18 protein-coding genes are annotated in these 23,732 nt (G+C 51.0%); 15 read left to right on the top strand and 3 right to left on the bottom strand.

Annotation, left to right across the window (positions count from 1 at the left end):
* Window positions 1-272: 272 nt before the first annotated feature.
* The 10 genes from ACO08I_RS11755 to ACO08I_RS11710 all read left to right on the top strand — a co-directional run bounded on the left by ACO08I_RS11755 (window position 273) and on the right by ACO08I_RS11710 (window position 10,833).
* Window positions 273-1,778, top strand: a complete 1,506-nt coding sequence (locus tag ACO08I_RS11755; protein WP_421949402.1) for an AAA family ATPase — start codon at window positions 273-275, stop codon at window positions 1,776-1,778.
* 166 nt (window positions 1,779-1,944) lie between these two features.
* On the top strand, window positions 1,945-3,444 hold the full coding sequence (locus ACO08I_RS11750) for an AAA family ATPase (protein WP_421949401.1): 1,500 nt from the start codon (window positions 1,945-1,947) through the stop codon (window positions 3,442-3,444).
* A 51-nt stretch (window positions 3,445-3,495) separates the two neighbouring features.
* Window positions 3,496-4,140: a TlpA family protein disulfide reductase gene (locus ACO08I_RS11745; RefSeq protein WP_282781123.1), complete on the top strand. Its 645-nt coding sequence runs from the start codon at window positions 3,496-3,498 to the stop codon at window positions 4,138-4,140.
* Window positions 4,141-4,236: 96 nt separating this feature from the next.
* On the top strand, window positions 4,237-5,067 hold the full coding sequence (locus ACO08I_RS11740) for a hypothetical protein (protein WP_282781121.1): 831 nt from the start codon (window positions 4,237-4,239) through the stop codon (window positions 5,065-5,067).
* A gap of 128 nt (window positions 5,068-5,195) precedes the next feature.
* Complete coding sequence (locus tag ACO08I_RS11735) at window positions 5,196-6,044, top strand: DUF6624 domain-containing protein (RefSeq protein WP_421949400.1); 849 nt, start codon at window positions 5,196-5,198, stop codon at window positions 6,042-6,044.
* 90 nt (window positions 6,045-6,134) lie between these two features.
* Window positions 6,135-6,698: a hypothetical protein gene (locus tag ACO08I_RS11730; protein ID WP_421949399.1), complete on the top strand. Its 564-nt coding sequence runs from the start codon at window positions 6,135-6,137 to the stop codon at window positions 6,696-6,698.
* Window positions 6,699-6,902: 204 nt separating this feature from the next.
* Window positions 6,903-7,097: a helix-turn-helix domain-containing protein gene (locus ACO08I_RS11725; RefSeq protein ID WP_421949398.1), complete on the top strand. Its 195-nt coding sequence runs from the start codon at window positions 6,903-6,905 to the stop codon at window positions 7,095-7,097.
* Between the two features lie 211 nt (window positions 7,098-7,308).
* Window positions 7,309-8,187: a hypothetical protein gene (locus ACO08I_RS11720; RefSeq protein ID WP_421949397.1), complete on the top strand. Its 879-nt coding sequence runs from the start codon at window positions 7,309-7,311 to the stop codon at window positions 8,185-8,187.
* A 2-nt stretch (window positions 8,188-8,189) separates the two neighbouring features.
* The gene (locus ACO08I_RS11715) at window positions 8,190-9,632 is read left to right on the top strand and encodes a hypothetical protein (RefSeq protein WP_421949396.1); all 1,443 of its coding nucleotides are present in this window, start codon (window positions 8,190-8,192) and stop codon (window positions 9,630-9,632) included.
* A 22-nt stretch (window positions 9,633-9,654) separates the two neighbouring features.
* Window positions 9,655-10,833 (top strand): YncE family protein, encoded by a 1,179-nt coding sequence (locus ACO08I_RS11710; RefSeq protein ID WP_421949395.1) that lies wholly within the window; start codon window positions 9,655-9,657, stop codon window positions 10,831-10,833.
* A gap of 39 nt (window positions 10,834-10,872) precedes the next feature.
* Here ACO08I_RS11710 and ACO08I_RS11705 read toward each other — a convergent pair whose 3' ends face one another.
* Window positions 10,873-11,367, bottom strand: a complete 495-nt coding sequence (locus tag ACO08I_RS11705; RefSeq protein WP_421949718.1) for a YkgJ family cysteine cluster protein — start codon at window positions 11,365-11,367, stop codon at window positions 10,873-10,875.
* A 94-nt stretch (window positions 11,368-11,461) separates the two neighbouring features.
* Between ACO08I_RS11705 and ACO08I_RS11700 the strand changes: the two genes are divergently transcribed.
* Both ACO08I_RS11700 and ACO08I_RS11695 read left to right on the top strand, forming a co-directional pair.
* The gene (locus ACO08I_RS11700; RefSeq protein WP_421949394.1) at window positions 11,462-12,373 is read left to right on the top strand and encodes a DMT family transporter; all 912 of its coding nucleotides are present in this window, start codon (window positions 11,462-11,464) and stop codon (window positions 12,371-12,373) included.
* 160 nt (window positions 12,374-12,533) lie between these two features.
* Window positions 12,534-13,085, top strand: coding sequence for a DUF4240 domain-containing protein (locus ACO08I_RS11695; RefSeq protein ID WP_421949393.1), 552 nt, complete (start codon window positions 12,534-12,536; stop codon window positions 13,083-13,085).
* Between the two features lie 146 nt (window positions 13,086-13,231).
* On the opposite strand, the gene ACO08I_RS11690 is transcribed toward ACO08I_RS11695, so the two are convergent.
* Window positions 13,232-13,588: a nuclear transport factor 2 family protein gene (locus ACO08I_RS11690; protein WP_282784883.1), complete on the bottom strand. Its 357-nt coding sequence runs from the start codon at window positions 13,586-13,588 to the stop codon at window positions 13,232-13,234.
* A 133-nt stretch (window positions 13,589-13,721) separates the two neighbouring features.
* Between ACO08I_RS11690 and ACO08I_RS11685 the strand changes: the two genes are divergently transcribed.
* From ACO08I_RS11685 to ACO08I_RS11675, 3 genes are all read left to right on the top strand, one after another.
* Window positions 13,722-14,222 (top strand): DUF1761 domain-containing protein, encoded by a 501-nt coding sequence (locus ACO08I_RS11685; RefSeq protein WP_421949392.1) that lies wholly within the window; start codon window positions 13,722-13,724, stop codon window positions 14,220-14,222.
* 633 nt (window positions 14,223-14,855) lie between these two features.
* On the top strand, window positions 14,856-15,416 hold the full coding sequence (locus ACO08I_RS11680; protein WP_282782480.1) for a helix-turn-helix domain-containing protein: 561 nt from the start codon (window positions 14,856-14,858) through the stop codon (window positions 15,414-15,416).
* Between the two features lie 124 nt (window positions 15,417-15,540).
* Entirely contained in the window at window positions 15,541-15,780 is a 240-nt protein-coding gene (locus ACO08I_RS11675; RefSeq protein ID WP_282782481.1) for a general stress protein CsbD, read from the top strand.
* Between the two features lie 556 nt (window positions 15,781-16,336).
* Here ACO08I_RS11675 and ACO08I_RS11670 read toward each other — a convergent pair.
* Window positions 16,337-23,668: a PKD domain-containing protein gene (locus tag ACO08I_RS11670; RefSeq protein WP_421949391.1), complete on the bottom strand. Its 7,332-nt coding sequence runs from the start codon at window positions 23,666-23,668 to the stop codon at window positions 16,337-16,339.
* Window positions 23,669-23,732 lie beyond the last annotated feature (64 nt).

Below are 23,732 nucleotides of genomic sequence, written 5' to 3'. Positions count from 1 at the left end.
GGGCTATGGCTGTTGTACCTAAAGATGAACAGGGCTTTATTCGATGCAGGGGCATTTTACCTTTCCCTTACAAATTAGGAAGCCTTAAAAAAGACTATACCGGCAGCGCCTCCCGCAACCGCTTACCCACCTCATAAGCGGCCGGGCAGATCGTTGTATTCTTCAGCGTTAAATCCAGGATTTGGGGAAGCGCTGTCCACAAGAGGCGACTTTGGCGTACTTCTGGTTGCCAACCCTTGCGAATCCACTCCAAAAGGCTGTATCTTGCCTCCATGAAGTACCCCATCGGCATACAGAGTTTCAGAGAAATCCGCGAGGGCGGATATGTATACGTGGACAAGACCAGGCAAATTCACGACCTGGTTTCAGAGGGGAAGTACTTCTTTTTGTCCCGTCCGCGCCGCTTTGGCAAGTCGCTCCTGTTGTCTACATTGTACGAGTTGTATACCGGTCAGGAAACACTGTTCCGGGATTTATGGATACATGCACACTGGGATTGGCAGGCAGCGCCCCGGCCAGTCATCTGGCTGAAGTTTGCCCAAATAGATTATAAAACGAAAGGGTTGGAGGCAGCGCTGTTGGCCGAGGTCCATCGTATCGCGAAGGAGCTGGGGGTGAGCCTTTCTGAAGATACTCTGAAAAGCAGTTTTTCGGAGTTGCTGTACGAGGTGGGGCGCTCGCAGAAAGTTGTACTGCTCATAGACGAGTACGACAAACCCATCATTGATTTTCTGGACGACACGCCGCAAGCAGAAGCGAACCGGGATGTCCTGAAGAATTTTTACTCGGTGCTCAAAGATGCTGACCCTTACATTGAGTTTCTGTTCCTGACTGGGGTGTCCGCCTTCAGCAAAGTGAGTATTTTTTCGGACCTGAACAACCTGTCCAACATTACCCTTTCCCCTCAGGGCTACACCTTGCTGGGCATCACACAGGAAGAGCTGGACACGGTTTTTGAAGCCCCGATGCAGGCCCACGACCGCAGCAAAGTGCGCGAGTGGTACAACGGCTACAGCTGGGGCGGGGAAGAGCGCCTGTATAACCCGTTTTCCATCCTGCGCTTTTTACAGAGCGGGCAGTACCAGAACTACTGGTTTGAGACGGGCACGCCGACGTTTCTGGTGCGGGAAATGCGCAAGCACCGCTTCTTTAATATGTCTGGTTTTCAGACCGCCATTAATGACCTGGTCAATTTTGATTATGCACGCTTAAACCCTATCAGCGTACTGTTTCAGACTGGTTATTTGACCATCCGCCACTACGACCCTGAGCTGCTCATCTATACCCTTGATTACCCAAACCGTGAAGTGCGCTCCTCTTTGGAACAGCTCCTCATGAGCGAATACATGGATTATCCGCCGCAGGGTGCGCTGCCCAGGGTCGTTAATATCCTGCAAGCATTGCGCCACCGAGATTTAGAGGCTGTGGTGGACATCCTCAATGCAGCTTTCGCCGAAATCCCCTACGAGCACTGGCAAAAAGAGAATGAACACTTTTACCACGCGCTCATCCACCTTACCTTCAGCCTCTTGGGGGCTTACACCCGCTCTGAAGTCCACACGGCCCGCGGCCGTTGCGATGCCCTTGTGGAAACCGCCGATTACCTTTACGCCTTCGAGTTCAAGCTCGACCGGCCGGTGGCGGAAGCCTTGCGGCAAATCCGGGAGAAGGGCTACCTGTCTGCTTATGCGGACAGCCCAAAGGAAAAGGTTGGCGTGGGCGTCAGTTTTTCCACGGAGCAGAAGGGGATTGTGGATTGGGGGGTGGAGGTGGATTAAGCTTCAGATTGAGATAAGTTAGACAAAGTATTGGGTCAGCGCACTCATTTTGGGATTATAAAGTGCCAGAAAAAGCAAACGGGCGCTCTGTGAAAAGAGGTGACTTTGGCGCACTTCTGGTCGCCGCCCCTTGCGTATCCACTCCAAAAGGCTGTATCTTGCCCCTATGAAGTACCCCATTGGCATACAAAGCTTCCGCAAAATCCGCGAAGAGGGATATGTGTACGTGGACAAGACCCGGCAGATTTACGACCTGATGGGGCATGGGAATTATTTTTTTCTGTCCCGGCCGCGCCGCTTCGGCAAGTCGCTCCTGCTGTCTACATTGTACGAGTTGTATACCGGTCAGGAAACACTGTTCCGGGATTTATGGATACATGCACACTGGGATTGGCAGGCAGCGCCCCGGCCAGTCATCTGGCTGAAGTTTGCCCAAATAGATTATAAAATGAAAGGGTTGGAGGCAGCGCTGTTGGCCGAGGTCCATCGTATCGCGAAGGAGCTGGGGGTGAGCCTTTCTGAAGATACCCTGAAAAGCAGTTTTTCGGAGTTGCTGTATGAGGTGGGGCGATCGCAGAAAGCTGTACTGCTCATAGACGAGTACGACAAACCGATCATTGATTATCTGGACGATACGCCGCAAGCAGAAGCGAACCGGGATGTCCTGAAGAATTTTTACTCGGTGCTCAAAGATGCTGACCCTTACATTGAGTTTCTGTTCCTGACCGGGGTGTCCGCCTTCAGCAAAGTGAGTATTTTTTCGGACCTGAACAACCTGTCCAACATTACCCTTTCCCCTCAGGGCTACACCTTGCTGGGCATCACACAGGAAGAGCTGGACACGGTTTTTGAAACTCCCATGCAGGCCCACGACCGCAGCAAAGTGCGCGAGTGGTACAACGGCTACAGCTGGGGCGGGGAGGAGCGCCTGTATAACCCGTTTTCCATCCTGCGCTTTTTACAGAGCGGGCAGTACCAGAACTACTGGTTTGAGACGGGCACACCGACGTTTCTGGTCAAAGAAATGCGCGACAAGCAGTTCTACGAGGTCTCAGGGATAGAAGCAGCAGTAAGTGACCTGAGCAACTTCGATTACCGTCACCTCAACCCTGTCAGTGTACTGTTTCAAACCGGCTACCTGACCATCCGCCACTACGAGCCAGAGGACTACCTGTACACATTGGATCACCCCAATAAAGAGGTCCGTTTTTCTCTGGAGCAGGTGCTGTTGGCTACTTATCTGGGGCATCCATCAGAGAGCCCGCTGCCCCGGATTGTCCATTTGAGGCGTGCTTTGCAGCAGAAAGACTTACCATCAGCCATTGACATCCTCAATGCGGCTTTCGCCGAAATCCCCTACGAGCACTGGCAAAAAGAGAATGAGCACTTTTACCATGCCCTCATCCATTTGATTTTCCGGTTGCTGGGCGTGTATGTCCGCTCCGAAGTCCACACGGCCCGCGGCCGCTGCGATGCCCTTGTGGAAACCGCCGACTACCTCTACGCCTTCGAGTTCAAGCTCGACCGGCCGGTGGCGGAAGCCCTGCGGCAAATCCGGGAGAAAGGCTATCTATCGGCCTACAAGGACAGCCCAAAGGAGAAGATTGGCGTGGGCGTCAGTTTTTCTACTGAGCAGAAGGGGATTGTGGATTGGGGGGTGGAGTGACTTTGGTTAAGGTGTCTTAAGGAAAGTTAATTTTTTCGTCTAAAATGAATAATGATGCAAATCAGGGTTATTACGTTCAGGCACTACCTGCACTTATCCTGCTTAATTACAGCCCTCCTGCTGAAATTATCGTTCCATTCCTGTCAGCGCAATGATACCTACAATGACCACCTTGAAGCCTGCATGCAAGACGTACAAACCAGTACATTCGAAGTCGTTGGAACCGGCGAAACAGGTGTAGTTTATTCAGGGTTCGATGTGAAATGCCTGATTGGTGCCCCATTATCTGATTTTGAGGCAGTCGATATCGATGGCAGGAAGGTTAGTGCCTCCCGTTTGAGAGGGAAGGTGACGGTGATCAACTTCTGGTTCAAGGAATGCGCCCCCTGCGTTGCAGAAATCCCTCAACTCAATCAGTTAGTAGCCAAGTATGGAGATGAGGAAGTCAACTTTATAGCCCTGACGAGGGATGCCAAAGCAGAAGCGCAAAAAGTGCTGGACTTAAAACCCTTTCACTTCAACCAAGTGCCCGATGCTGAAGCAATCATCAAAGATCGCTTAAGGATGATATTGGGCTATCCAAGTACCATAGTGGTAGATCAAACCGGGCATATTGTTGAGGTTTTCCAGGGCGCCAAATTGAAAACGGACCCTGCTGTTCCGGTGGCTGCTGCGGTTGATACTTTGTTGGGGTAGTTATTATACAATGGTGAGAAAAAAGGGGATATTTAACGAGAACTTGATTTGGAGACATTTGTCTGCCTCATTAGGAAATGATTTCAAGACCTTTTTATGAAGCTGAAATTCAATGCACTAAATCGTACTCGTTCCTGCCTCCTCTGCATCCTGTTAGTAGGTTGTAGCCCACCTAAACCATACATCCCTAATTGTCCGGAAGCACTTAGTGTCTCATCCTGTGAAGAATTTAAAGTGAAGCTGCTACAGGCGTATGAAGAGGGGGATGACTTTCAGGTAGCATTTCAATTGTCTAACCTGAAGGCTCCGAATGAACTTGTTTACAAACACCTCAAAAATGCAGTGCAAAACAATGTAAACCATTGTGAGTCCATCTTCGATATGAACAGAATGGCGGTAAATCATGGTTTTTATCAAAACCCTTACAAAGCGGATACTGCCCGGTTTTACGAGGTTTTTAACCTTTGTCTTAAAATGCTTGGCGAAGAAGCTTATGAAAAATTCGATCAAAAAGAAAAACTTGAAGAAGAAACCTACCGAAATAGCCGCCCTAAACTAGACTCCTCATTACTGATCCCTGATCTGATAGAAATACTGTCGCAAGCCCTGGAGGACGATCAGAAATACCGGGCTCAGCTTGGAGATCAAAGGCTGGATTTCTCAGAAAAAGACCGTGAGCAAATGTGGAGCCTGCAATCCCGGCTAGACTCGATTAACCTGCTCAGAATTGACACTGTCCTAACGCATCACGGATATCCAGGAACCCATCAAGTTGGCCATGAACTGGTCGATGTTGTCTGGCTTGTACTTCATCATCAAGTGGACATCAGCGTAAGGAAAAAGTACCTGAAAGAAATCGAAATACATCTTTCGGAGGGGCAACTAGAGGTATACAATCAAAGAACCAGAAACCTGGAAACCAGGTAATAGTGTAGACTTGCGTCGAATCCAGAATCTGGGGGAAGCCAAAGTGGATGTCCGCTTTAACACCAAAATATGAAATGCCATGCTGCTATGATCCGGATAATGAATATCGTGTAGTAAAACATAAACCTATGTATCCAAATTTAAACACCGCAATCCGTCTTATTTACTTCTTTACCCTTCTTGTAGGCCTATCCCTGGCCGGCTGTTCAGGGAATAATATTAAAGAACCTTTAAGGAAGCTATCGAGAGATGAAATCTTAGAGCTGAAGGAAAATCAACGCTGGTCATTAGATGATGCAGCATTCGAGACAACCGATCACGGCAAAGCCACTGCTAGCGAACTAGAGCGCTTTAAAAGAGGGGAGTGGGCTGCTGACTACTATGCGGATGGGAGCTATAACATTCGAAGAGTTGTAATTCGGCCCGCAACGTATGAGGATAATATTTTAGCCATTCTGATTAAAAACATTGGGTACCATCCTAGCGACAAGGTCCCCCTTGTTTCTATTAATTGTGATAGTTTAGAGTTTATCATTGACGATCTCTACAGGCTGGAGACTGAAGAGATCAAGAACCTTCTCGATACAACTCCTCCTGACACATTAGATTTTTTTGACTTCCGGAGATTAATAATAGCGTCCATAGAGAAAGACTGTGGCCTTCCAACTTTAGAGGAACATGGAGAAAGAAGTGTCAAGGTATTTTGGGCATTCATACAGCATAATGAGAAGGAACAGATGGCTTATTATTACCGGTACATTGAAGGGTTAGTCCAATCCGGTGATCTGCACCCTGAAAGATTGGTTTTAGTGACCGACCGGTTACTGGTTTTCAACGACTATAAACAGGTATATGGCAGTCAAATTGTAAATGGCGAACTGCACCCTATTGAAAATCCCGACTCTGTTGATTACAGGAGGTTAGAAATAGGGTTGGAACCTTTGAGCGAGTACCTGGAAAGATTTGATTTAGAATAAATGGGGTACCTTTCCTAAGAATTGAATCCAAGGCACGGGTGGTATAGCAGGAAAAACAGGCTATTTTACAACGCTGTAAAGGAAATGCGCATGATGAAGGTTGCTAAGATGAATTGTATTGCTGCTTTTTCGCTGTTACTCCTATGTCGTTGCAATATGGCAGAACTCCAGCCGCCCAATTATTGCCAAATGTTAAGCAACGATCAGGCCCATGTGAATTACGACAAGTCAGATGCCAATTACTTGTCGGACAAAGCAAAGCGTCATGAGGTTTTCAGGAATAATTTCTTTGAAATCATGGAGTATGCTTCCAAAGAGGGCTTCCCTCAAATAAATGTAAAACAACCAGCACCAGATTCCTGTATGCAGCGTGCAATCACCATCACATTCATTCACATTGCTCAGTCAGATGTAACAATTTTCTTTGATAGGAAAATCAAGCGGTTGCTACAGCAAGAAATACAAAAGGGCAACCTGCCACCAAACCTAATCGCTAAGTCAATAGCCATTATGCTCCGCACAAATGAGCTGTGCAGGCAGACAAAGGTGGATTTGCTTCAATTCGTCAAAGACTTAGCGATCGACTCAGAGGTTGTGCAGGGTGAAACCCTATCTGAAATGCTAAAGCAAAAAGAGCTGGTAGCTTGTGAGTAAAGCTTTGCACTGGTATATGCACCTGCTTAGATGCAGTTACTGGCTGTCAGATGTAGCCTTATTATCAATAATGAGGCGGTCCAGTGAGGACGTAGTCGCCTTCCTTTCAAAGGGTGAGTTATGGTCGCTAGCGGTGATGTAATGCTTGGGAAATCAGATTTTTGTTTTATATTTAGGAATAAAGACGCTTAAAGACCTGTATTTATGAAACCAGAACCCACCATATTTCCACCCAAGACGAGAAAGCAAATTGCAGAAGAGTACGGTATTAGCCGAAAGACCTTGTACAGGTGGCTGAATAAGGCGGGTATAGTGCTGGCACCAGGCTTGGTTAAACATGATGACTTAAAGCGGATTTATGAAGTGCTTGGCCCCCCTCCTCTCAGGAAACCTGCCTAGAGCAGAGTTGTGCGGAGATCGATAGACTTTAACCTGTCCCAAACTGTCCCAAACTGTCCCAAGTTATCTTTTTATATTTGTGTAATGAATTTTCGTAATTTATTTCTAAATGATTTAGAGGCTACATGGCAATTTAACGCCCAAGCAATATTGAACCGTAGGCGTGCCTCTCTAACAGTTGTGTACGGTATTTAACCATACCTTTGGATATATGTATTTTTCAAAATATAGCAGGAGAACAGCTCATCTGCTGGTGCTCGCCTTTCTGCTTGGCATTGCAGTAAGCTGTCAAAAGGATCACCTTAGTGGTGGAGCTGACAGCAAAAAAACAGGTACAGAGCTGCCTGAGTCAGCCGCGATAGCAATAAGCTATGATGTAATTGTTTCTACCTTTCTTATCCCTGAAAACCCGGACGATGCCGAATTGCTCAGCCCGGGCGAGCGGGCACTGGCTTCTCCCATTGTGGAAGGCAGCCGTGTAAAGCAGTTTATAAACAGAGATGGCACTATAGACGGAGAGATTCAGCGGATGGATCTGGAAGGCATGCCCCGCTACCCTGAACCTCGCATTGGCGGCCCGGTTATGCCCAAAAAGTACCGACCGCAGCGCATAGTAATTGAAGGGGGGGCGAGCACATCATTCAACGCTGAGGGCGAGATCATAAGCCATTGCTTCCAGGGGGCTGAGACCGCTATGTATTTCCAACGCATAGCGGATGAGTTATCCGAAGGCACCATGCTTTCGGGGGAGGAATTTGACTATATGATAGAGGGGTTTGACGAGGCAGGTTTCGACGTATCTGTCAATAGTCAGGATAACAATATTGTCGAGCTGGCCCACGAGTTTGAGGATGCCCGCCGGACGGTCTTTTACCTGGACAAAACACAGCAGCGCATTCGCGCACGGGCACATTATGATGCGGAAGGACAGTTAGAAACCCTGTCTGAATATGTCTTCGAGCCGGGGGAGCCGGCTGTGCTTACCGCTCACCGTTTTGTCACTTTCTACGATGCCCCACGGAATGGCGTACGCATGGGCGTTTGGAAGACCGCCCAATTTCGCAATTTTGAATTGGAGAAAAATCTGTAATCATGAAGAACAACAAACTACTCAATACTTTTGCCTTAACGCTGCTGCTCTTGCCGGGTTGGGCGCTGGGGCAGCGCAATACGATTTGGCTGGATGGCGTAAGAACTACTACATCGAAGGGATGGCAAGGCACCCCAAACTCTATGCGCGACTTTTACAATTATGATTTTGTAGACCTGGTTTCCACAAATTCGTCTGGTAGCCAGGAATACGATGTAATCTTAGGCGTCAGGGACTCTGATATGCCAACAAGCCCGACCGCTGCTATGCAGATGGAGCCTATGCTGGACAATAGGAGTAATGTGCTCGGTATTGCGCACGACTTCGGCGGACTGGTATTGCGGGAATTGGCTAACCGGGACAATAGCTTGTCTGCCATGATTCTTGACGGGGTACCCAATCAGGGCTCTTCAGCAGTTAAGTTGGCAACGGACGCTGATAACCCTGTAGACAAGACTTCTGCTCAGTTGATACTTGAAAATGCTCAATCTGTCCAGGCCATGCAAGATTGTGACGACTGCAATGCTTTAGGTATTTTTGAAACCTGGATCAACGCCCTCTCCACTACTAGTATTGATGTATTCGATCAAATGGCGAATGAAAGCTCGCAAATTACTTATTTAAATGATAACCCACCACCCCCTGAAATCCCATTTGCCATACTGTGGGGCAGTGTGGAGGAGCTGTCATTAATGAGCCTTATGGACTCCCGCACATCGAATAATCCGTGGAGCACCCCTATCACAACTTGTGCTGCAGAGGCCATGGAAAGGGCAAGAAAAGACTATGAGACAGACCTGGAAATATTGGGGCTAATAAGTACGGTAAGCGGTTTCTTCGGTAGGGCGCTGAGCGCATTTGGTGAGATTGTAGGAGAATTCGCCGGAGGTGGAACCCCCTCTCCGGGTACGGTACTTTCCGCATTTGGAGACTGGGTAGTGGCAGAAAGAAGCGCAATCATTGAAGATATTGAGGCACAGCGGGAGGCCGATCAGGAGCTGGCGCGGATACTGCGCTGTGAGCTGTCTCATCAATTGCTGGCTTCCGAATGGCAGTTTGGGCTGATTAAGTATGGCACTGTAGAGGTAGGTACTGAAGAGGTACCCCTGCTACCGGAAGCTTCTCAGGCGCTGTGCATACAGTACTGTCAGGAGCAATTTACCGGCTTTCCGGGCTTATCCGTTTTTGGCAATTGTGTAGAGGATTGCATGGACGATCCGCCTACACAAACCGTTACAGTCTACCTGCCGGAAGAAAACGATGGACTGCTGCTCAAATCTGAGCAAATGCTGGACGGCGCAGCCTTTGTTTATCATTTGGAAGAGCACAACCACTTTCAGGAAACAGCCCTGTCCGGCCAGTCTTCTGAGGGGACACTGAATCATGCTTTACAAGAACTTTTCGACGGAACAGCAGGGCCTGCTTTTGCTGTGCCTAAACAATAATGTTTGATTGGATATCTGACTTATGCGCTACCTGATTGTAGTTTGGGGGTTGCTGATAAGCTTGTCAGGCTGTTCCTCCGCCTTGCAGGAAAGCTGGGTGGTCCCCTGTTCCGGTCATTTTGAGTTTTACCCTTTGAATTGGGAGCAGTTGCTCATCCTGTCGTCAAGTTGCGACTCGGGGCCCTGCATTAAGGCGATTGATTTGCGCAGCGGCGAAGAGGTCTGGTCGCTTTCTGACTCCTGCTTCAACCAGGTCTACTACAACTTTCAGCCTTACATGGACGAGCGCTACCTGGTACTTCCGGTCGGGCGGGAACTGATTTGCCTGTCACCCAAAACCGGGGAAATATTATGGCAAAGCCGGCGCAGCAGGCCAGGGGACTCTCACGTATTCGGGGATGGTCAATTCGTATACCGTTCTTATGCTGCACCGACTGACACCGCCTTTGAGTGGATACGCTTTGACCTGGATTCCGGCAGGGATAGCCTGTTGCTCGTGAGCCCGGTAAGTAAGGCTTCCCGCTGCCTTATGCGGTCGCCAGTGCCTTTTTTTGACGGGTGTGATAGTGGCTTGGTCAGCCCGGTGATCGATTATGAGCCCCGGGGGCTTACCGAAAGCTATCTGTTGATTTGGAAGAGAGGACAACCAGCCGCGGCAGTGCGCCATACCATTTATCCGGATAATGAACAAGGCAGAGGGCCTGGTTTGCCACCGGTTGTCGCCGGGAAGCATTCCTGGTGGGTAGCCAGCCAGGATGTCGTCTCCTTTGATTTGGCAAATGAGAAAATAGTATGGAGGGTAACCTTGCCGCATGGGTTGCTCACTTCACGCCTGACCTTGCATGGTGAAAACCTTTTTCTGGCCTGTGAAGATGAAAAATTGTACACGATTGCTGCCTCCACCGGGAAGTTGCAGTGGTCATTGCCTACAGCCGGTACGCCGAGCCGGGTTTTCCATACCCCTGAGGCCACTTACCTGATTGGAGGATCTGACCAGGTGCTTTATGAAATTGACCGGCATAAGGGGCAATTGTTAGGTCGATACACTTTTCAGCGCACTGGCCGAAAACTTCGCCGGGTGGCCTACTTTGGTCATGGTGTGGCGGTGCTCAATGATGGCCGTGATTGGCAGGCGGTGCCTCTAACCGCTTTGCCAACTCAGCTGCGCAGGCTCCAGGTCCCCAGAAACAATCGTAGATAGCTTGGGCGGGCAGGGTCGCCTGTTTTTCCGAAAAACGTGTTATCCCGGCAGCGCCTCCCTCAACCGCTTTACCACCTCATAAGCTGCGGGGCAGATCGTCGTATTCTTCAGCGTCAAATCCAGAATCTGGTGGAAGCCCTTGTGGTTGGTGTGTGGGTACTCGGCGCAGGCTTTGGGGCGGTACTCGTAGATGGAGCAGTAGTTGTCGCTGCCGAGGAAGGGGCAGGGCGTTTCGTTGAGGACGTAGTCGCCTTCGTCATCCAGGTGCAGGTACTGGCTCACGAATTCGGCAGGGCGCATTTTCAAATGGCTGGCGATGCGCTCAATATCGCGGTCGCGGAATATGGGGCTGGCTGACTTGCAGCAGTTGGCGCATTGCAGGCAGTCGGTCTCTTCAAACACCTCATCGTGCAGCTGGGCAACGGTGGCGTCCAACTGCCGGGGCGGCTTTTTTTTGAGCTTTTGGAAATACTTTTTATTCGCCCGCTTATCGCTTTTCGCCCGCTGCCTGAGGTGCTGCAGGCGGGTAGGCATGTCTTCCTTGAGCGGTTCCTCCTCCATCGTTACAACTTTTGATCCTTGCTCTGGTTTTTTAGTGGTCTGCATCAGAAAACAAAGATCGTAAATTTTGAACGCAACATCCACTCCACCCAAAGCAGAAGTTGAACAGGACAGCCAGCCGGACCTGATGAGCTGGGTTATCCTCGTTACCCTGAGCCTGATTTGGGGCAGTTCTTATATCCTCATCAAAAAGGGGCTGGTGGTCTACTCCAGCACGGAGGTAGCCTGCCTGCGCCTGGCGATCTCGGCCTTGTGCTTTCTGCCCTTCCTGCTTTATCAGTTCCGGAAAGTAGACTGGTCGCGCTGGCCATTTCTGGTCATTGTGGGACTCACAGGTACGGCTATCCCGGCTTTTATGTTCGCGATTGCTCAGACAGAGATCAGCAGTTCCATGGCGGGCGTGCTCAACTCTTTGGTGCCTTTGTTTACGTTGGTACTGGGTGTGCTGCTATTCGGGGCAAAGGCGCGCTGGCTTAAGCTGTTGGGGGTGCTCATCGGACTGGCAGGAGCGGCTACGCTCATCCTGTTCAGCCGGGAGGCGGGCATGGAGGGCAACCCCTGGTACGGGCTGCTGGTGATCGTCGGCTGCATCTGCTACGCCATCAATTCCAATACCATTGCGAAGTACCTGAAGGAGATGAAGTCGCTCATCATCAGTGCCACTTCTTTTACCATTGTGGGCATACCGGCTTTTGCCTATCTGTTTCAGACCGATGTGCTACCCAAGCTGGAAAGCACCGCCGGTGCCTGGGAAGCGTTAGGCTACGTTGCACTGCTCAGCATCATGGGCACCGTGCTCGCCTCCCTGATTTTCTTTCAGCTCATCAAGCGTACCACTCCGGTATTCGCCTCCATGATCAGCTATCTGGTGCCTATGGTGGCGGTCTCCTGGGGCTTTCTGGACGGAGAAGTCATTTCTGTGATTCACTTTGTGGGTATGGGGTTGATTTTGAGTGGGGTTTATTTGGTGAAACAATGATTTGCCCTCCTAAGGCAAAGTTATTCAAGGCTTCTAGAGAAGCCACTGCCTGGGTGCTGCTTTATTTGGGCGTAAGCCGCTTCTGCAGAAAAGCCAGGCAGAACGTTTTGCTTGAACGAGTGGTTTTATTTGCGTATATTAAGGTATCAATTCCGGATCAATGACAACCAAAATAAGTGTCCCACTATCTGAAGTAGACGAGCACTTCCTGAAAGAGCTGAAGGAGAAACACCCCAGCCATGCCAGGCTGTACATTCAGGTGGTTGATATGGACAGTACCCCTGCATTTAAAGAAGAGCACTTCTGGTCAATTATCGATATGCTTGATTGGAATGCCAAAACCAGGGGTGAGGTACTTAAGCCAGCGGTGGCTGCTCTGGCACAACGACCAAATAGTGATATCTATTTGTTTGAGGACTATCTGGCAGAGAAATTGTTTTTATTGGATACCAGAGCGCATGCTGAAGCTGCTTATCCAAACAGCCGGATTTCCGAAGATGGGTTTTTATACGTTCGAGCGGCAGTAGTCGCCAGGGGGCAGGCATTTTTTCTTAGTGTTTTGGAATCGCCCTCGCAGATTGACCCGGAAGAAGATTTTGAGCCTTTACTTTCCTTATCGTCCCTGGCTTACGAAACTAAAAATAGAATTGCATTTGATTATACAGCTCCCGTAAGCTATGAGACTTACGCCAACGAAGAGGGATGGCAATAATCCAGGTAAAAACAGGAAAGCCAGATAGAATAATGGCCTCCCACATCACTGCAGGCAGCCACCCAAAACATTACCTTTGCGTCTATACATGACGCGAAGTGGTTTGGGCAAGGTCCATACCACTTCGTCGTCGGTATAGCTTAAAATTATCCAGCGTTGTAATAAAAACGCTCGTGCACGATCTGGTCACCTTCCCACTTCTGTACAGCCACCTGCTCCATCTGAACGCGGTTGCCATCCTTGAAGGTCACTTCCATCATGTTTTCAACTGTCGTGATCCCGTTTTCTTCGTCTGAAGTTAAGCTGTGTACCTTCAAGTCATGAAACTCCTGTACGTTGTTGAGGAACTGCTCCTCGTATTCACGGCAGGCAGCCTTGCCGGTACGCTTGCCCGTTGGCTCTTCCATGATGACGCCCTCTGCGTAGTACTTCTCAAAAGCGTCCATTAATTTGCCCTGTCCGAGCATGTTGTAAATATCCTGTGCTTTTTCCTTGTAAGTCATAATTGATTAATTTTGGTGTTTAAACATTAAATGTTTGCACGCTGAAATAGTTCGCAAGAGGCCGGCTTTTTTCAAAAAAAATGAAGGGATTTTTTCCTTTTGCTTACTTTAGGGTAACTAAAACCTTATCACCATGGAAATAAACTGGATTGCAATCGCCGTAAGTGCGCTCATACCGCTGGTTATTGGCGCGATTTGGTACAACCCCAGAGTACTGGGCAAAGCCTGGATGCAGGCGAGTGGCGTCACAGAAGAACAAGTGCAGAGTGGCAATATGCTGGTCATCTTCGGGCTGACGTATGTCTTTGGCCTCATGGTATCGCTTACCCTGAGCTTCCTGGTCGTGCATCAGGGGCACCTGTATTCCATCCTGGTCAATGAACCGGGCTTCGGTGAGGAGGGCTCAGAAATTATGCGGTACATCGGGGAGTTTATGGCGGCTTACGGGGACAACTTCCGCACCTTTAAGCACGGCGCTTTCCACGGCTTGATGACCGGTATTACGTTCGCTTTCCCTGTCATCGCCATCGTCGCGCAGTTCGAGCGCCGCCCCTGGAAGTACATCTGGATCCACGCCGGCTACTGGGCGCTGACCCTAATGCTCATGGGCGCTGTGATTAGCGGTTGGCAGTAGCAAAAAAATGCAAGGTTATTGGCAATAGCAGGTTTGCAAGCAATCTTAATACTGAAGGTCAAAGACTTATGAACGATGGCGGTCGGTTTGTCGGCTGTTCAGAGGGTTAGGGGATTGTTTTGGACTAGTGGGTTGAGCCGGAATTGCCTGACGGTGTAAGGCTCAGCATCAGCAATAGGTTTAGAGCTAAAAAAACTAGCAAGTAACTCGGTCTAGCCACAGCAAACATGCTCTTAGTCAGAACCATAAACCACTCATAAATATATGCTCAGAGCCATTACCCTTGCTTTATTGGGCATTTTTGTTTAAATTAACAGTTGTAGCTATTAGGGTTTCTGCTTTAGGGTTCTACTCGGTTTGATAGAATCAAAAACAGTGCCTGGGCTGCCATAATCAATCCTTTCTGTATCTGGGGCAGTGCCATGATTTCTCATTGTTCCCAGCTTTATAAAGCACAATACCGCAGCAATACGGTTGCCATTTCTTCCTATCGCAAGTCAATCATTTTTGAACCCCTTTCAACCCTTGTGGCTAATTTGATCCGTCAGATATGCTTCAGGCAAACGAGGGGGTAATAGCTCGATTTAATGATACCCTTTAAGCATTATTAAGGAAAGGTTTAAAGCCCATGTTATGAAGCTATATATCAAGTACATGGTCAGTCTACGGTGCAAAATGGTGGTCAGGGAAGAACTGAAGAAGCTAGGCTTGCACTACGTTATCGTTACTTTGGGCATGGTTGAAATATTAGAGGACATTACAGAAGAGCAGAAGCGTCAGCTGAATGAAAATTTGCGTAAATCAGGGTTGGAACTGTTGGATGACAAGAAAAGTATCCTGATTGAGAAAATCAAGAGTGTCATTGTAGAAATGATCCACTATGCCGATGAAGTTCCAAGAGTAAACTATTCTGAATATATAAGCGATAAGCTAGGCTATAATTATACCTATCTGGCTAACACTTTTTCTGAGGTCAAAGGCATCACCATTCAGCAGTACATTATCAAGCACAAAATTGAAAAGGTAAAAGAGCTTTTGCTGTATGACGAACTCAACATCACTGAAATTTCCTACCGGTTACATTACAGCAGTGTGGCCCATTTGTCTAATCAGTTCAAAAAAGTGACCGGGCTTAGCCCTACCTTCTACAAAAAGCTGGGGCAGCGGCGCAAAAAAAACCTGGAAGACCTCTGATCACTTTCTCGAAACGTGTGATACATGTAACTGAAATCCGGATATGCATAACGCTTTAGGCTTGAGATACTCCCACCTTTGCATTGTTGTTGAGGTTTATCTGCAACACTAAAAGGAAAAGATTATGCAACATTCAAAAGAAACGGTTAAGGGCGAGAAAAAACAAGAACCCTTCAAAATGACGGGCGATTGGAAAAATCTATCCAAACAAATGAAGGCGAAGTATGATCAGCTTACCGATTCAGATTTGAAATTTGAAACAGGTAAAGAAAACGACCTGCTCAAAAGAATCGAATCCAGGCTCCACAAAAGCCGCGAAGAGGTGGTCAGTATCATCAGGAAACTTCAGCCTGTAAAAGCTTAAGCAGCTTTAAAAAACTGATGGGGCTTTGCTTTTGACAGGCCCGTTACGGTCAGGTCTTAGAGATGCTAAGGTAGCATCCCTTAAGGTATGTTCCTATCAGGTTTTAACGCTGTTTAGCAGAACTATTCTAGGTGATATGAGCAAGTGTGATGACTGAGCGTTCCCTGAAACACCAAATGAGCATTCATTCTACATTACGCTTCAGTAACGGCCTAACGAACCAATTGTCACCTGCTATTATCATCCCATGCTACGCTGATGGAGGGGGGAAATCCCCCTTTATCAGTGTTTTAATGCAGTGCCATTATGAACCACAACGGGCTGCACATGCTGGAAGACTTCGTAGAAGTTACACCCTTGTAACCCTGGCAACACCACGGGAGATCGACTTCGGAGAAGTCGCACGTTATATCCAGCCGAGGAGAAATGCTCCTTCTGATTATCTCAGAATACGCCGCTTTTCATACCCTATGCTTCGAACTTACCTGAAGTTTCGCTCATGGTATTGCAATAGTCGGGGGGGGCGATTGCTGCAAGAAGTTCAACGCCTTTAGCCTTATCGTACGAGCATGACCCCGCCTTCCCGTTCCACATCCAATTCCTGACCGCAGTAAAACACCTTACCCTTGAGGTGGTACACATACAAACCAGTATTCATTAGGCTGCCTTTGAAAATGCCGTCCCAACCCAGTAGCGGGTCATTACTTTCAAACAGCTGATTGCCCCAGCGGTCAAAAACCATCAGCTTGAAGGACTGCCACTCCAGGCCCGGTGCCGGGTAAGCCCGGAAGGTATCGTTATTGCCATCCTCATTGGGGGAGAATGCGGTGGGCAGGTAAAGGAAAGCCGCTTCGTCCACCCGTGGAGCGGTGACGTTGAAGTTCAGCGTCAGTACCTCACAGGCGTTGCTGAGGGTCAGTTGGTAAGTGCCGGCAGTATCGAACTGCGCCATCGGGCCGCTTTCTCCATTGCTCCAGTTGTAGGAAAGCTCTGATTCTGTGCCGGAGAGCACCACGGCATCTACTGTAGTCGATGGTGTTTCGCAATCGCCGGGCTGAATGTCAAGTTCGGCCTGTAGGGGCGGCAGTGCTTCAACGGTCGCCATGAGCGTAGCCGTACAACCATTGCTGGTGTTGGTAACAGTCAGGCTGTAATCGCCAGCGCTCAGGTCGCTGAATGCCGGGTCGCTCTGTGTAGGGAAACCTTGCAGGGTGAAGGTCAGTGGTTGCTGGGAGCTATCCTGAACTACCAATGCCCCTGTACTGCCTTCCGGGCAACTGGGCGCTGTGGTTGCTGTCGGCATGGGAGCAGATAGTTCTTCCACCCGCACCAGCACAACAGAGTCGCACCCTTCGCTATTCGTCAGTTCCAGCTGAAGGGAATCGCCCGGGCTGAGGGATTGCCCTTCAAAATCAATGGTCGTTCCGGTACAGGCTTCGAGATTGATGGTGGTGAAGTTGGGTTCGGCCGTTTCCACTTCCACAAACACGAGGGAGTCACAGCCCGCCGCGCTTTGGAAAGTGAATACCGTGTCCTGCCCCGCCTGCAGCTCGGTACCATTGTAATCAATACTTGCTCCTTCACAGGCTGATAGGGCGATATTAGTCTCCAGAGCTTCCACCGCCTCCACCTCCACTGTAACCACGGAGTCACAGCCATTGGCATTGATAAAGGTAAAGTTTGCGGTCTCGCCTGCCGGGATGGCTGTGCCTTCGTACACATAGTTAGTGCCCGAACAGGCTTGTACCTGCAGGGTGGAATCGGTGGGCAGGAGGGTTTCGACCAACACCGTGACCACGGAATCGCAACCGTTAGCATTGGTGAAGGTGAAGTTTTGCTGCGTCCCGGCGGGTACAGGCGTACCGAGGTAGTCTGCGCTTTGGCCCTGGCAAGCGGCGAGATTGATTGTGGAATCCGTAGGCAACAGCGTTTCGACGATCACGGTGACCACGGAGTCGCAACCGTTAGCATTGGTGAAGGTGAAGTCTTGCTGCGTCCCTGCGGGTACAGGTGTACCAAGATAGTCTGCGCTTTGGCCCTGGCAAGCGGCGAGATTGATTGTGGAATCCGTAGGCAACAGCGTTTCAACGACCACGGTGACCACGGAGTCGCACCCATTAATATTGGTGAAGGTGAAGTTTTGCTGCGTCCCTGCGGGTACAGGTGTACCGAGGTAGTCTGCGCTTTGGCCCTGGCAAGCGGCGAGATTGATCGTGGAATCGGTGGGCAACAGGGTTTCGACGATCACGGTGACCACGGAGTCGCACCCATTAATATTGGTGAAGGTGAAGTCTTGCTGCGTCCCTGCGGGTACAGGCGTACCGAGGTAGTCTGCGCTTTGGCCCTGGCAAGCGGCGAGATTGATTGTGGAATCGGTGGGCAACAGGGTTTCGACGATTACCGTGACCACGGAGTCGCAGCCGTTAGCATTGGTGAAGGTGAAGTTTTGCTGCGTTCCTGCGGGTACAGGCGTACCGAGGTAGTCTGCGCTTTGGCCCTGGCAAGCGGCGAGATTGATTGTGGAATCGGTGGGCAACAGGGTTTCGACGATCACCGTGACCACGGAGTCGCAGCCGTTAGCATTGGTGAAGGTGAAGTCTTGCTGCGTCCCGGCGGGTACAGGCGTACCGAGATAGTCCGCGCTTTCACCTTGGCAAGCAGCTAAGTTGATCGTAGAATCGGTGGGCAGTAGCGTTTCAACGACCACGGTGACCACAGAGTCGCATCCATTGGCATTGGGAAAGATGAAGTCCTGTTGTGTTCCCGCCAGCACCGACGTACCGAGGTAGTCTGCGCTTTGGCCCTGGCAAGCGGCGAGGGTAAGTGTGGAATCCGTAGGCAACAGCGTCGCCACCACCACCGTCAATATGGAATCACAACCTGCAACATTTGTAAGTATAAAATCCTGTTGTGTACCGGCCGGGATAAGCGTGCCCTGATAGTCGAAAGCTTCATTCTCGCAAGCGTTGGCCTGCAGGGTGGCAGCTGTGGGTTGTAGTATGTCAATAGAAACCTGCACCAGGCTGTCACATCCCCAGAAACTGCTCAGCGCACTTTCCAGAATGGTATCCTGCACATAGGTTACCCCTTCGTAAACTACCGAGTCACAGCCCGAAAAGCTAAAGCTCGTGGTGTCAGGCGTGCAATTCACCTGTAGCAGCCAGTCGGCCGGGAAGGCAAGGAAACAGCCGAAGGTGGTGGTGTCGATTTCGGTGTAAACTGGTACCAATTCCTGTGGCAACTGAGTGGTATCGAGCTGTAGTTGATAGCCACCTGCCGGTAGATTGGGGAAGGTGTAACCATTGGGGGCAATTGCTGTAAGGCTGTTCAGCAGGCTGTTGTTTTGCAACAGGTTAATGACGGCCCCGCTGTAGAGCGTATCTGCTGCGTCAATGATGCCATTATCGTTGACATCGATGTACACCTGCCCTTCCAGCTGACTTAACCCGTCGAAGAGTTCCAGTTGTAAGGGCTCCGAGGACAGGGCGCAGCCATTCTCGGCAACCATATCCAGCCAGTAACTGCCGCTTTCGGTGGCGATGAGCTCGGGGACGGTGGAGGAAGGTGCTCCCAGCGGCAGGCCTTCAAATACCCACTGATAGGTGCTGATGCCTGGGATTTCGGGCAGGCAAAGGGTGTCCGGGCGGCATCGGCTGTAGCAGCCATTGGGCACCAGTGAAATATCCGGGCCGGGCTCAATCTGCAGGGTATTGCTTTCGCTTTCGCATCCGAAACCGTTAGTGGCCATCACGGTGTAGCGCCCGGGCTGATCGGTCTGCATGACGGGACCGGTAACGCCATTGCTCCAGCGGTAGGAGAGGGCAGGGTCAGGGCTGTCTACTGAGAAAGTGACCAAGGTGCCTTCGCATACAAAACCACCGGGCGATTGACTGATCTGTACTTCCGGTACCGGATTGACGATCACCGTAAATGGACCTTCTACGTTGGTGCAGCCGGAGGCGGTTTCTGTTACGGTCACGTCGAAGGTATAAGTGCCGGCGGTAAGCAAGTTGCCCCGTTCATCGGAGAACTCTATGGCGACCGCACCGGTACCGTTCGACCAGGTGTAGGAGTAGTCAGGATTCGCCAGGGTTTCCAGGAAGACATCGGTGGCCTCACAAATTTCCAGGGTGTCGTATTCATAGCCTAGAAGTTGGCCCAGTTCGTTGTAGATCGCCGCCCGGATGGTGTCTTCGGGGGCAGGGCGGAAGGCCAGTTCTACCGGGTCAGGTGTATAAGTGCAGCCATTTGAATTGGTAACGGTAACATCGTAGACACCGGTCCGGGTAACAAACAGGCTGTCCCCGGCCTGGCCATTGCTCCACGCCCAGGAGACGCCGCCCGGAGGCGCTGTAAGTACGGCCGTATCCCCCGCACAAAATTGAGTGCCATTCGAGCTAATCATACCGCTCAGGTTATTGGGCAGAATGGTCACCGTTGCTACGTAAGTGCTGTCGCAGCCAAAGCGCCCGATGGCCGTCAGGGAAACGGTGTAGGTGCCTGGATTTTCAAAGCGGTGGTAGGCGATGGTCCCTTCGGCTTCATTAGCCTCCGCGCTGGCCGGGTCGCCGAAGCTCCAGAAAAGTTCTGTGACATCGGGCCCTGCATCGGCTTCAAATTGTACGGCTTCGTCGGCACAACTTACGGCGGGCTGTGGGAAAGCTACCTCGGGCAAGCCTTTGACAGTGACCGGCCGGCTGAAGGTAGAGGTGCAGCCATTGCTCGTGATGGTCAGGGTGGCAGTGTATACGCCCGGAGCGGTGTACAAGTGTTGGGGGGCAGGCAGGTTGGAAGTGTTGTTTGGGCTGGCAGGGTCGCCAAAGTCCCACGCCCAGCTATCGATCGTTGCCCCGTCAATAAAACGGGACAGGTCAATGAATGTCGTAGGCTCGCCTGTACAAACGGTGTCGGCATTGAAACGGGCGACCGCATAGACTGTATCCGGCCGGTAGAAAGAGCAGGTGGTCGCTTGTCCGGTACCGGGGTCCGTAAATTCTCCAACAAAAAACACCCGGTAGTAGCCGGGGCTGGAAAACACGTGGCTGGTCTGCAGGGTGCCAAAGGAGATATTCCCCGGGCCGCTGCCGGGGTCGTCAAAATTCCATACAGCAGTGCCTGGGATATAATTGGCAGACACGATGGCTTCGTAGCTGCGGTCGTTGCAGTCGCCATTGCTCATTTGCTGCAGGTCAATGGTGCCGGCACAGCCCGGGCTGTTTGGGAAGATGCCGCCGCCAATGCCGGAGCAATCGAGTACGGAAATGGTGTTGGAAAGGTCTGTACATCCATTCTGATCGGTCACACGCACCTGGTAAGCCCCGAAGTCGGTTGCGGTGTACTGCGCGCTGTTGGCGCCTACGGGATTGCCGTTCTGCAGCCACTGGAAGGTATACCCGGCTTCGGTATCGGTAGCGAAAAGGCGGGTGGAAGGCGTCAGGTTGCAAAATCCATTGGGGTCGGGGGTGGAAATGCTGACTTCCGGCGCTTCATAGCCGCGGATGAGAAAGAGGGTATCTTCCGCACAGCCGTTAAAGTCGGTCACTACGGTGCGGTAAAAACCAGGGCCAAGGTCAGGGGTGTTCTCCAGGGAAACGATGTTGCCTGTTTCATCCAGCCAAAGGTAGCTGTCGAAAGGGGCTGTGGTTTGAACCATAGCCGTTTCTTCCGGGCAGAGCACATCCGGGTGGTCCACCACTGGCTCCGGCAAGCCATAGACGGCCACCTGAAGGATAGCGATCTGGTCACAGGCTTCCATTGTAATCGTGGCAAAGCCGGTATAGTGCCAGCTGACGATAATATTGGCATTTCCATTTTCATTGATGATGGTGCCTGCGCCGGCAGGGCTGATGCTCCAGTTGTAGTCCAGCCCTTCGATATCCGCTACGCTGTAAGAGGTGATTTCCTGATTGCAGGTTTCGTCCGGCCCGCTGATTTGAAGCTCCGGGAGGGTATCCAAAGCGATAAGCGTGTCGGGAGAAGTGCAGCCTAGTACGCTTTCCTGCCGCACGCTGATTTCGTACGGTGGGGTAGGGCCAAAGCTTACATTGACCGGGTTGCCAGTACGGGTGGAAAGGGTCCCCCCATCGTTGATGGTCCAGAAAAAGCGGGCACTGTTCAGGTCGGATTCTGCCTCGTAAGTGTAAACCTGCCCCGGGCAAATCTGCCGGGCGCCTTGTATAGCCTCAATTGCTGGCACGGCCGGCAGCACTCTGAGTACGGCGGAGGCTTGCATCAGGCAGTACCCGCTTCCGGTTTCGGGGGTGGCGGTCACCTCGTAGAGCCCATCTGTAAAGCCGAGGGGGAGCGACCAGGTCCCGGTAACGCTGTTGTTAACCGAAACAGTATCGCCGGTGGCATTTTGGAGCACCCAGGTGGAAGGGGCGGGGCTGCCGCTGGGGATGCTCAGGGCATCAATGGCTATAGTATCGCCTGCACAAGCTTCCAAAGGCGCTTCTATTAAAAGTCCGGGGTTGATGCGTACCGGAAGGGTATCAGCAGCCACGCAGCCCAGGTAGCAATTGTCGAGCTCCACGGCGACCCACTGTGGCTGATTGGACAGGAAATTGGCCCATTCCACCACAATTTCGTTGGTGCCCTGCCCTTCCAGAATGGTGCCAAGGGAGCTGGCCGACCACGTCATGGCAGTGCCTTCGTATGGAGCGATGCTGTACACGCTGGTGGCTGCCCGGCAGACATTGGTTGCGCCGCTGATGGCAATGGTGTCATCCAGAATAGGGACCTGGGCTTCAAAGACACTGGTGCAGCTGCCAGGGTCGGGGCAGTCGCTCACTTCCAGTTGCACGGTGCCTGCCGGCCCTTCGTTCCATTCCACGCTGATAAAGTCATCCTGCGGGCCGCCACCGTCGATGATGGTCCCGTTGCCGATGATATTCCAGGTGTAAGTGTTGCAATCGGTTGCCGCCTCGTAGGTGCCAATTTGCCCGGCGCAGAGCGTGCCCACACAGTCTACGATGGGCACTTCCCCTTCTTCCACTACGACGGTCAGGCGGTCCTCATCCACGCATTCGCACTCGTTGAATGCCGACAGGGTAGTGGTGTAGGTGCCCGGCAGGTCGTACCGGTGGCTGGGCTGCCCCCCGGCAGAGGTGTTCCCATCACCGAAGGACCAAAAGAAGGATTCGGCGGCCTGGCTGTTGTTAAGGAACTGTATGGATTGCCCCTGACAGACAAAAAGGGTGTCGCCACTGGCTTCAGGCAGGGTTTTGAATTCAGCGGTGGGGAGTTCCAGGACCTCAGCGCAGGTGAACACCTGTTGCGTTATTCCACAAGAACCGTTGACGAGGATGGAAAGGCTGCCGAAGCCAGCATCCTCCCATGTGACTTCTACCCGGTTGCCAAAGATGGCAAAGTTATCGCTGCCGCTGACCTGTACGGACTCAATGGTGAAAGTGCTGTCTGTTAAGGCATAAGTGACGGTACTGCCGGCGCAGACTTTTTCGCAGTCTTGCGTGCCGCCCGGGGTATTAGGGCCGGGATTGGCAGCGGGACAAATGGCGGCCGCATTAGAAGTGATTTCTGGTACAGGTAGCGTAGCACTTATTAGGCCAGTACAGGAAGTAAAGTCCCCACAGGGAGGGATATCGAGGCCAAAACACTGGATTTCGTATTCATACGTGCCAGGGCCATCCAGAACATTTCCATTGCTGGAGCTGCCATCAAATATCGTCAGCAGGAAACTGCTCTCATCGTAGTTTTGCAGGTCGCCACCGGTAAGCAGCTGAAAGGGGCTGAGCTCCACCTGACAGGCACTGTTGGTTTCAAAAAGGGTAACGGGTGCAAACGCAATACATTCAAGATCATTGTTTTGTGCAATGAGTTGGATCCACAAACCCAAAAGAGGAAGTAGCAGTAAAAAGCCCTTTTTCATGGAGGTGTATTTTGAGATTATGAAAGCGGCCACAGGGTTCACCTAAAACCGGTGATTGGGCAGG

The sequence above is a fragment of the Phaeodactylibacter xiamenensis genome, from assembly GCF_965229835.1.
Classification (GTDB): domain Bacteria; phylum Bacteroidota; class Bacteroidia; order Chitinophagales; family Saprospiraceae; genus Phaeodactylibacter; species Phaeodactylibacter xiamenensis.
The sequence above is the reverse complement of the archived record's forward strand: the minus strand, read 5'-3'. Positions and strand labels throughout refer to the sequence as shown.

What these genes read in the sequence shown, in the direction of transcription:
- ACO08I_RS11695 (WP_421949393.1), top strand. Translation starts at nt 12,534, where the DNA reads ATGACAACCAAAATAAGTGTCCCACTATCTGAAGTAGACGAGCACTTC.
- ACO08I_RS11690 (WP_282784883.1), bottom strand. Translation starts at nt 13,588, where the DNA reads ATGACTTACAAGGAAAAAGCACAGGATATTTACAACATGCTCGGACAG.
- ACO08I_RS11745 (WP_282781123.1), top strand. Translation starts at nt 3,496, where the DNA reads ATGATGCAAATCAGGGTTATTACGTTCAGGCACTACCTGCACTTATCC.
- ACO08I_RS11755 (WP_421949402.1), top strand. Translation starts at nt 273, where the DNA reads ATGAAGTACCCCATCGGCATACAGAGTTTCAGAGAAATCCGCGAGGGC.
- ACO08I_RS11715 (WP_421949396.1), top strand. Translation starts at nt 8,190, where the DNA reads ATGAAGAACAACAAACTACTCAATACTTTTGCCTTAACGCTGCTGCTC.
- ACO08I_RS11705 (WP_421949718.1), bottom strand. Translation starts at nt 11,367, where the DNA reads ATGCCTACCCGCCTGCAGCACCTCAGGCAGCGGGCGAAAAGCGATAAG.
- ACO08I_RS11730 (WP_421949399.1), top strand. Translation starts at nt 6,135, where the DNA reads ATGATGAAGGTTGCTAAGATGAATTGTATTGCTGCTTTTTCGCTGTTA.
- ACO08I_RS11710 (WP_421949395.1), top strand. Translation starts at nt 9,655, where the DNA reads ATGCGCTACCTGATTGTAGTTTGGGGGTTGCTGATAAGCTTGTCAGGC.
- ACO08I_RS11740 (WP_282781121.1), top strand. Translation starts at nt 4,237, where the DNA reads ATGAAGCTGAAATTCAATGCACTAAATCGTACTCGTTCCTGCCTCCTC.
- ACO08I_RS11670 (WP_421949391.1), bottom strand. Translation starts at nt 23,668, where the DNA reads ATGAAAAAGGGCTTTTTACTGCTACTTCCTCTTTTGGGTTTGTGGATC.
- ACO08I_RS11675 (WP_282782481.1), top strand. Translation starts at nt 15,541, where the DNA reads ATGCAACATTCAAAAGAAACGGTTAAGGGCGAGAAAAAACAAGAACCC.
- ACO08I_RS11720 (WP_421949397.1), top strand. Translation starts at nt 7,309, where the DNA reads ATGTATTTTTCAAAATATAGCAGGAGAACAGCTCATCTGCTGGTGCTC.
- ACO08I_RS11750 (WP_421949401.1), top strand. Translation starts at nt 1,945, where the DNA reads ATGAAGTACCCCATTGGCATACAAAGCTTCCGCAAAATCCGCGAAGAG.
- ACO08I_RS11685 (WP_421949392.1), top strand. Translation starts at nt 13,722, where the DNA reads ATGGAAATAAACTGGATTGCAATCGCCGTAAGTGCGCTCATACCGCTG.
- ACO08I_RS11735 (WP_421949400.1), top strand. Translation starts at nt 5,196, where the DNA reads ATGTATCCAAATTTAAACACCGCAATCCGTCTTATTTACTTCTTTACC.
- ACO08I_RS11725 (WP_421949398.1), top strand. Translation starts at nt 6,903, where the DNA reads ATGAAACCAGAACCCACCATATTTCCACCCAAGACGAGAAAGCAAATT.
- ACO08I_RS11680 (WP_282782480.1), top strand. Translation starts at nt 14,856, where the DNA reads ATGAAGCTATATATCAAGTACATGGTCAGTCTACGGTGCAAAATGGTG.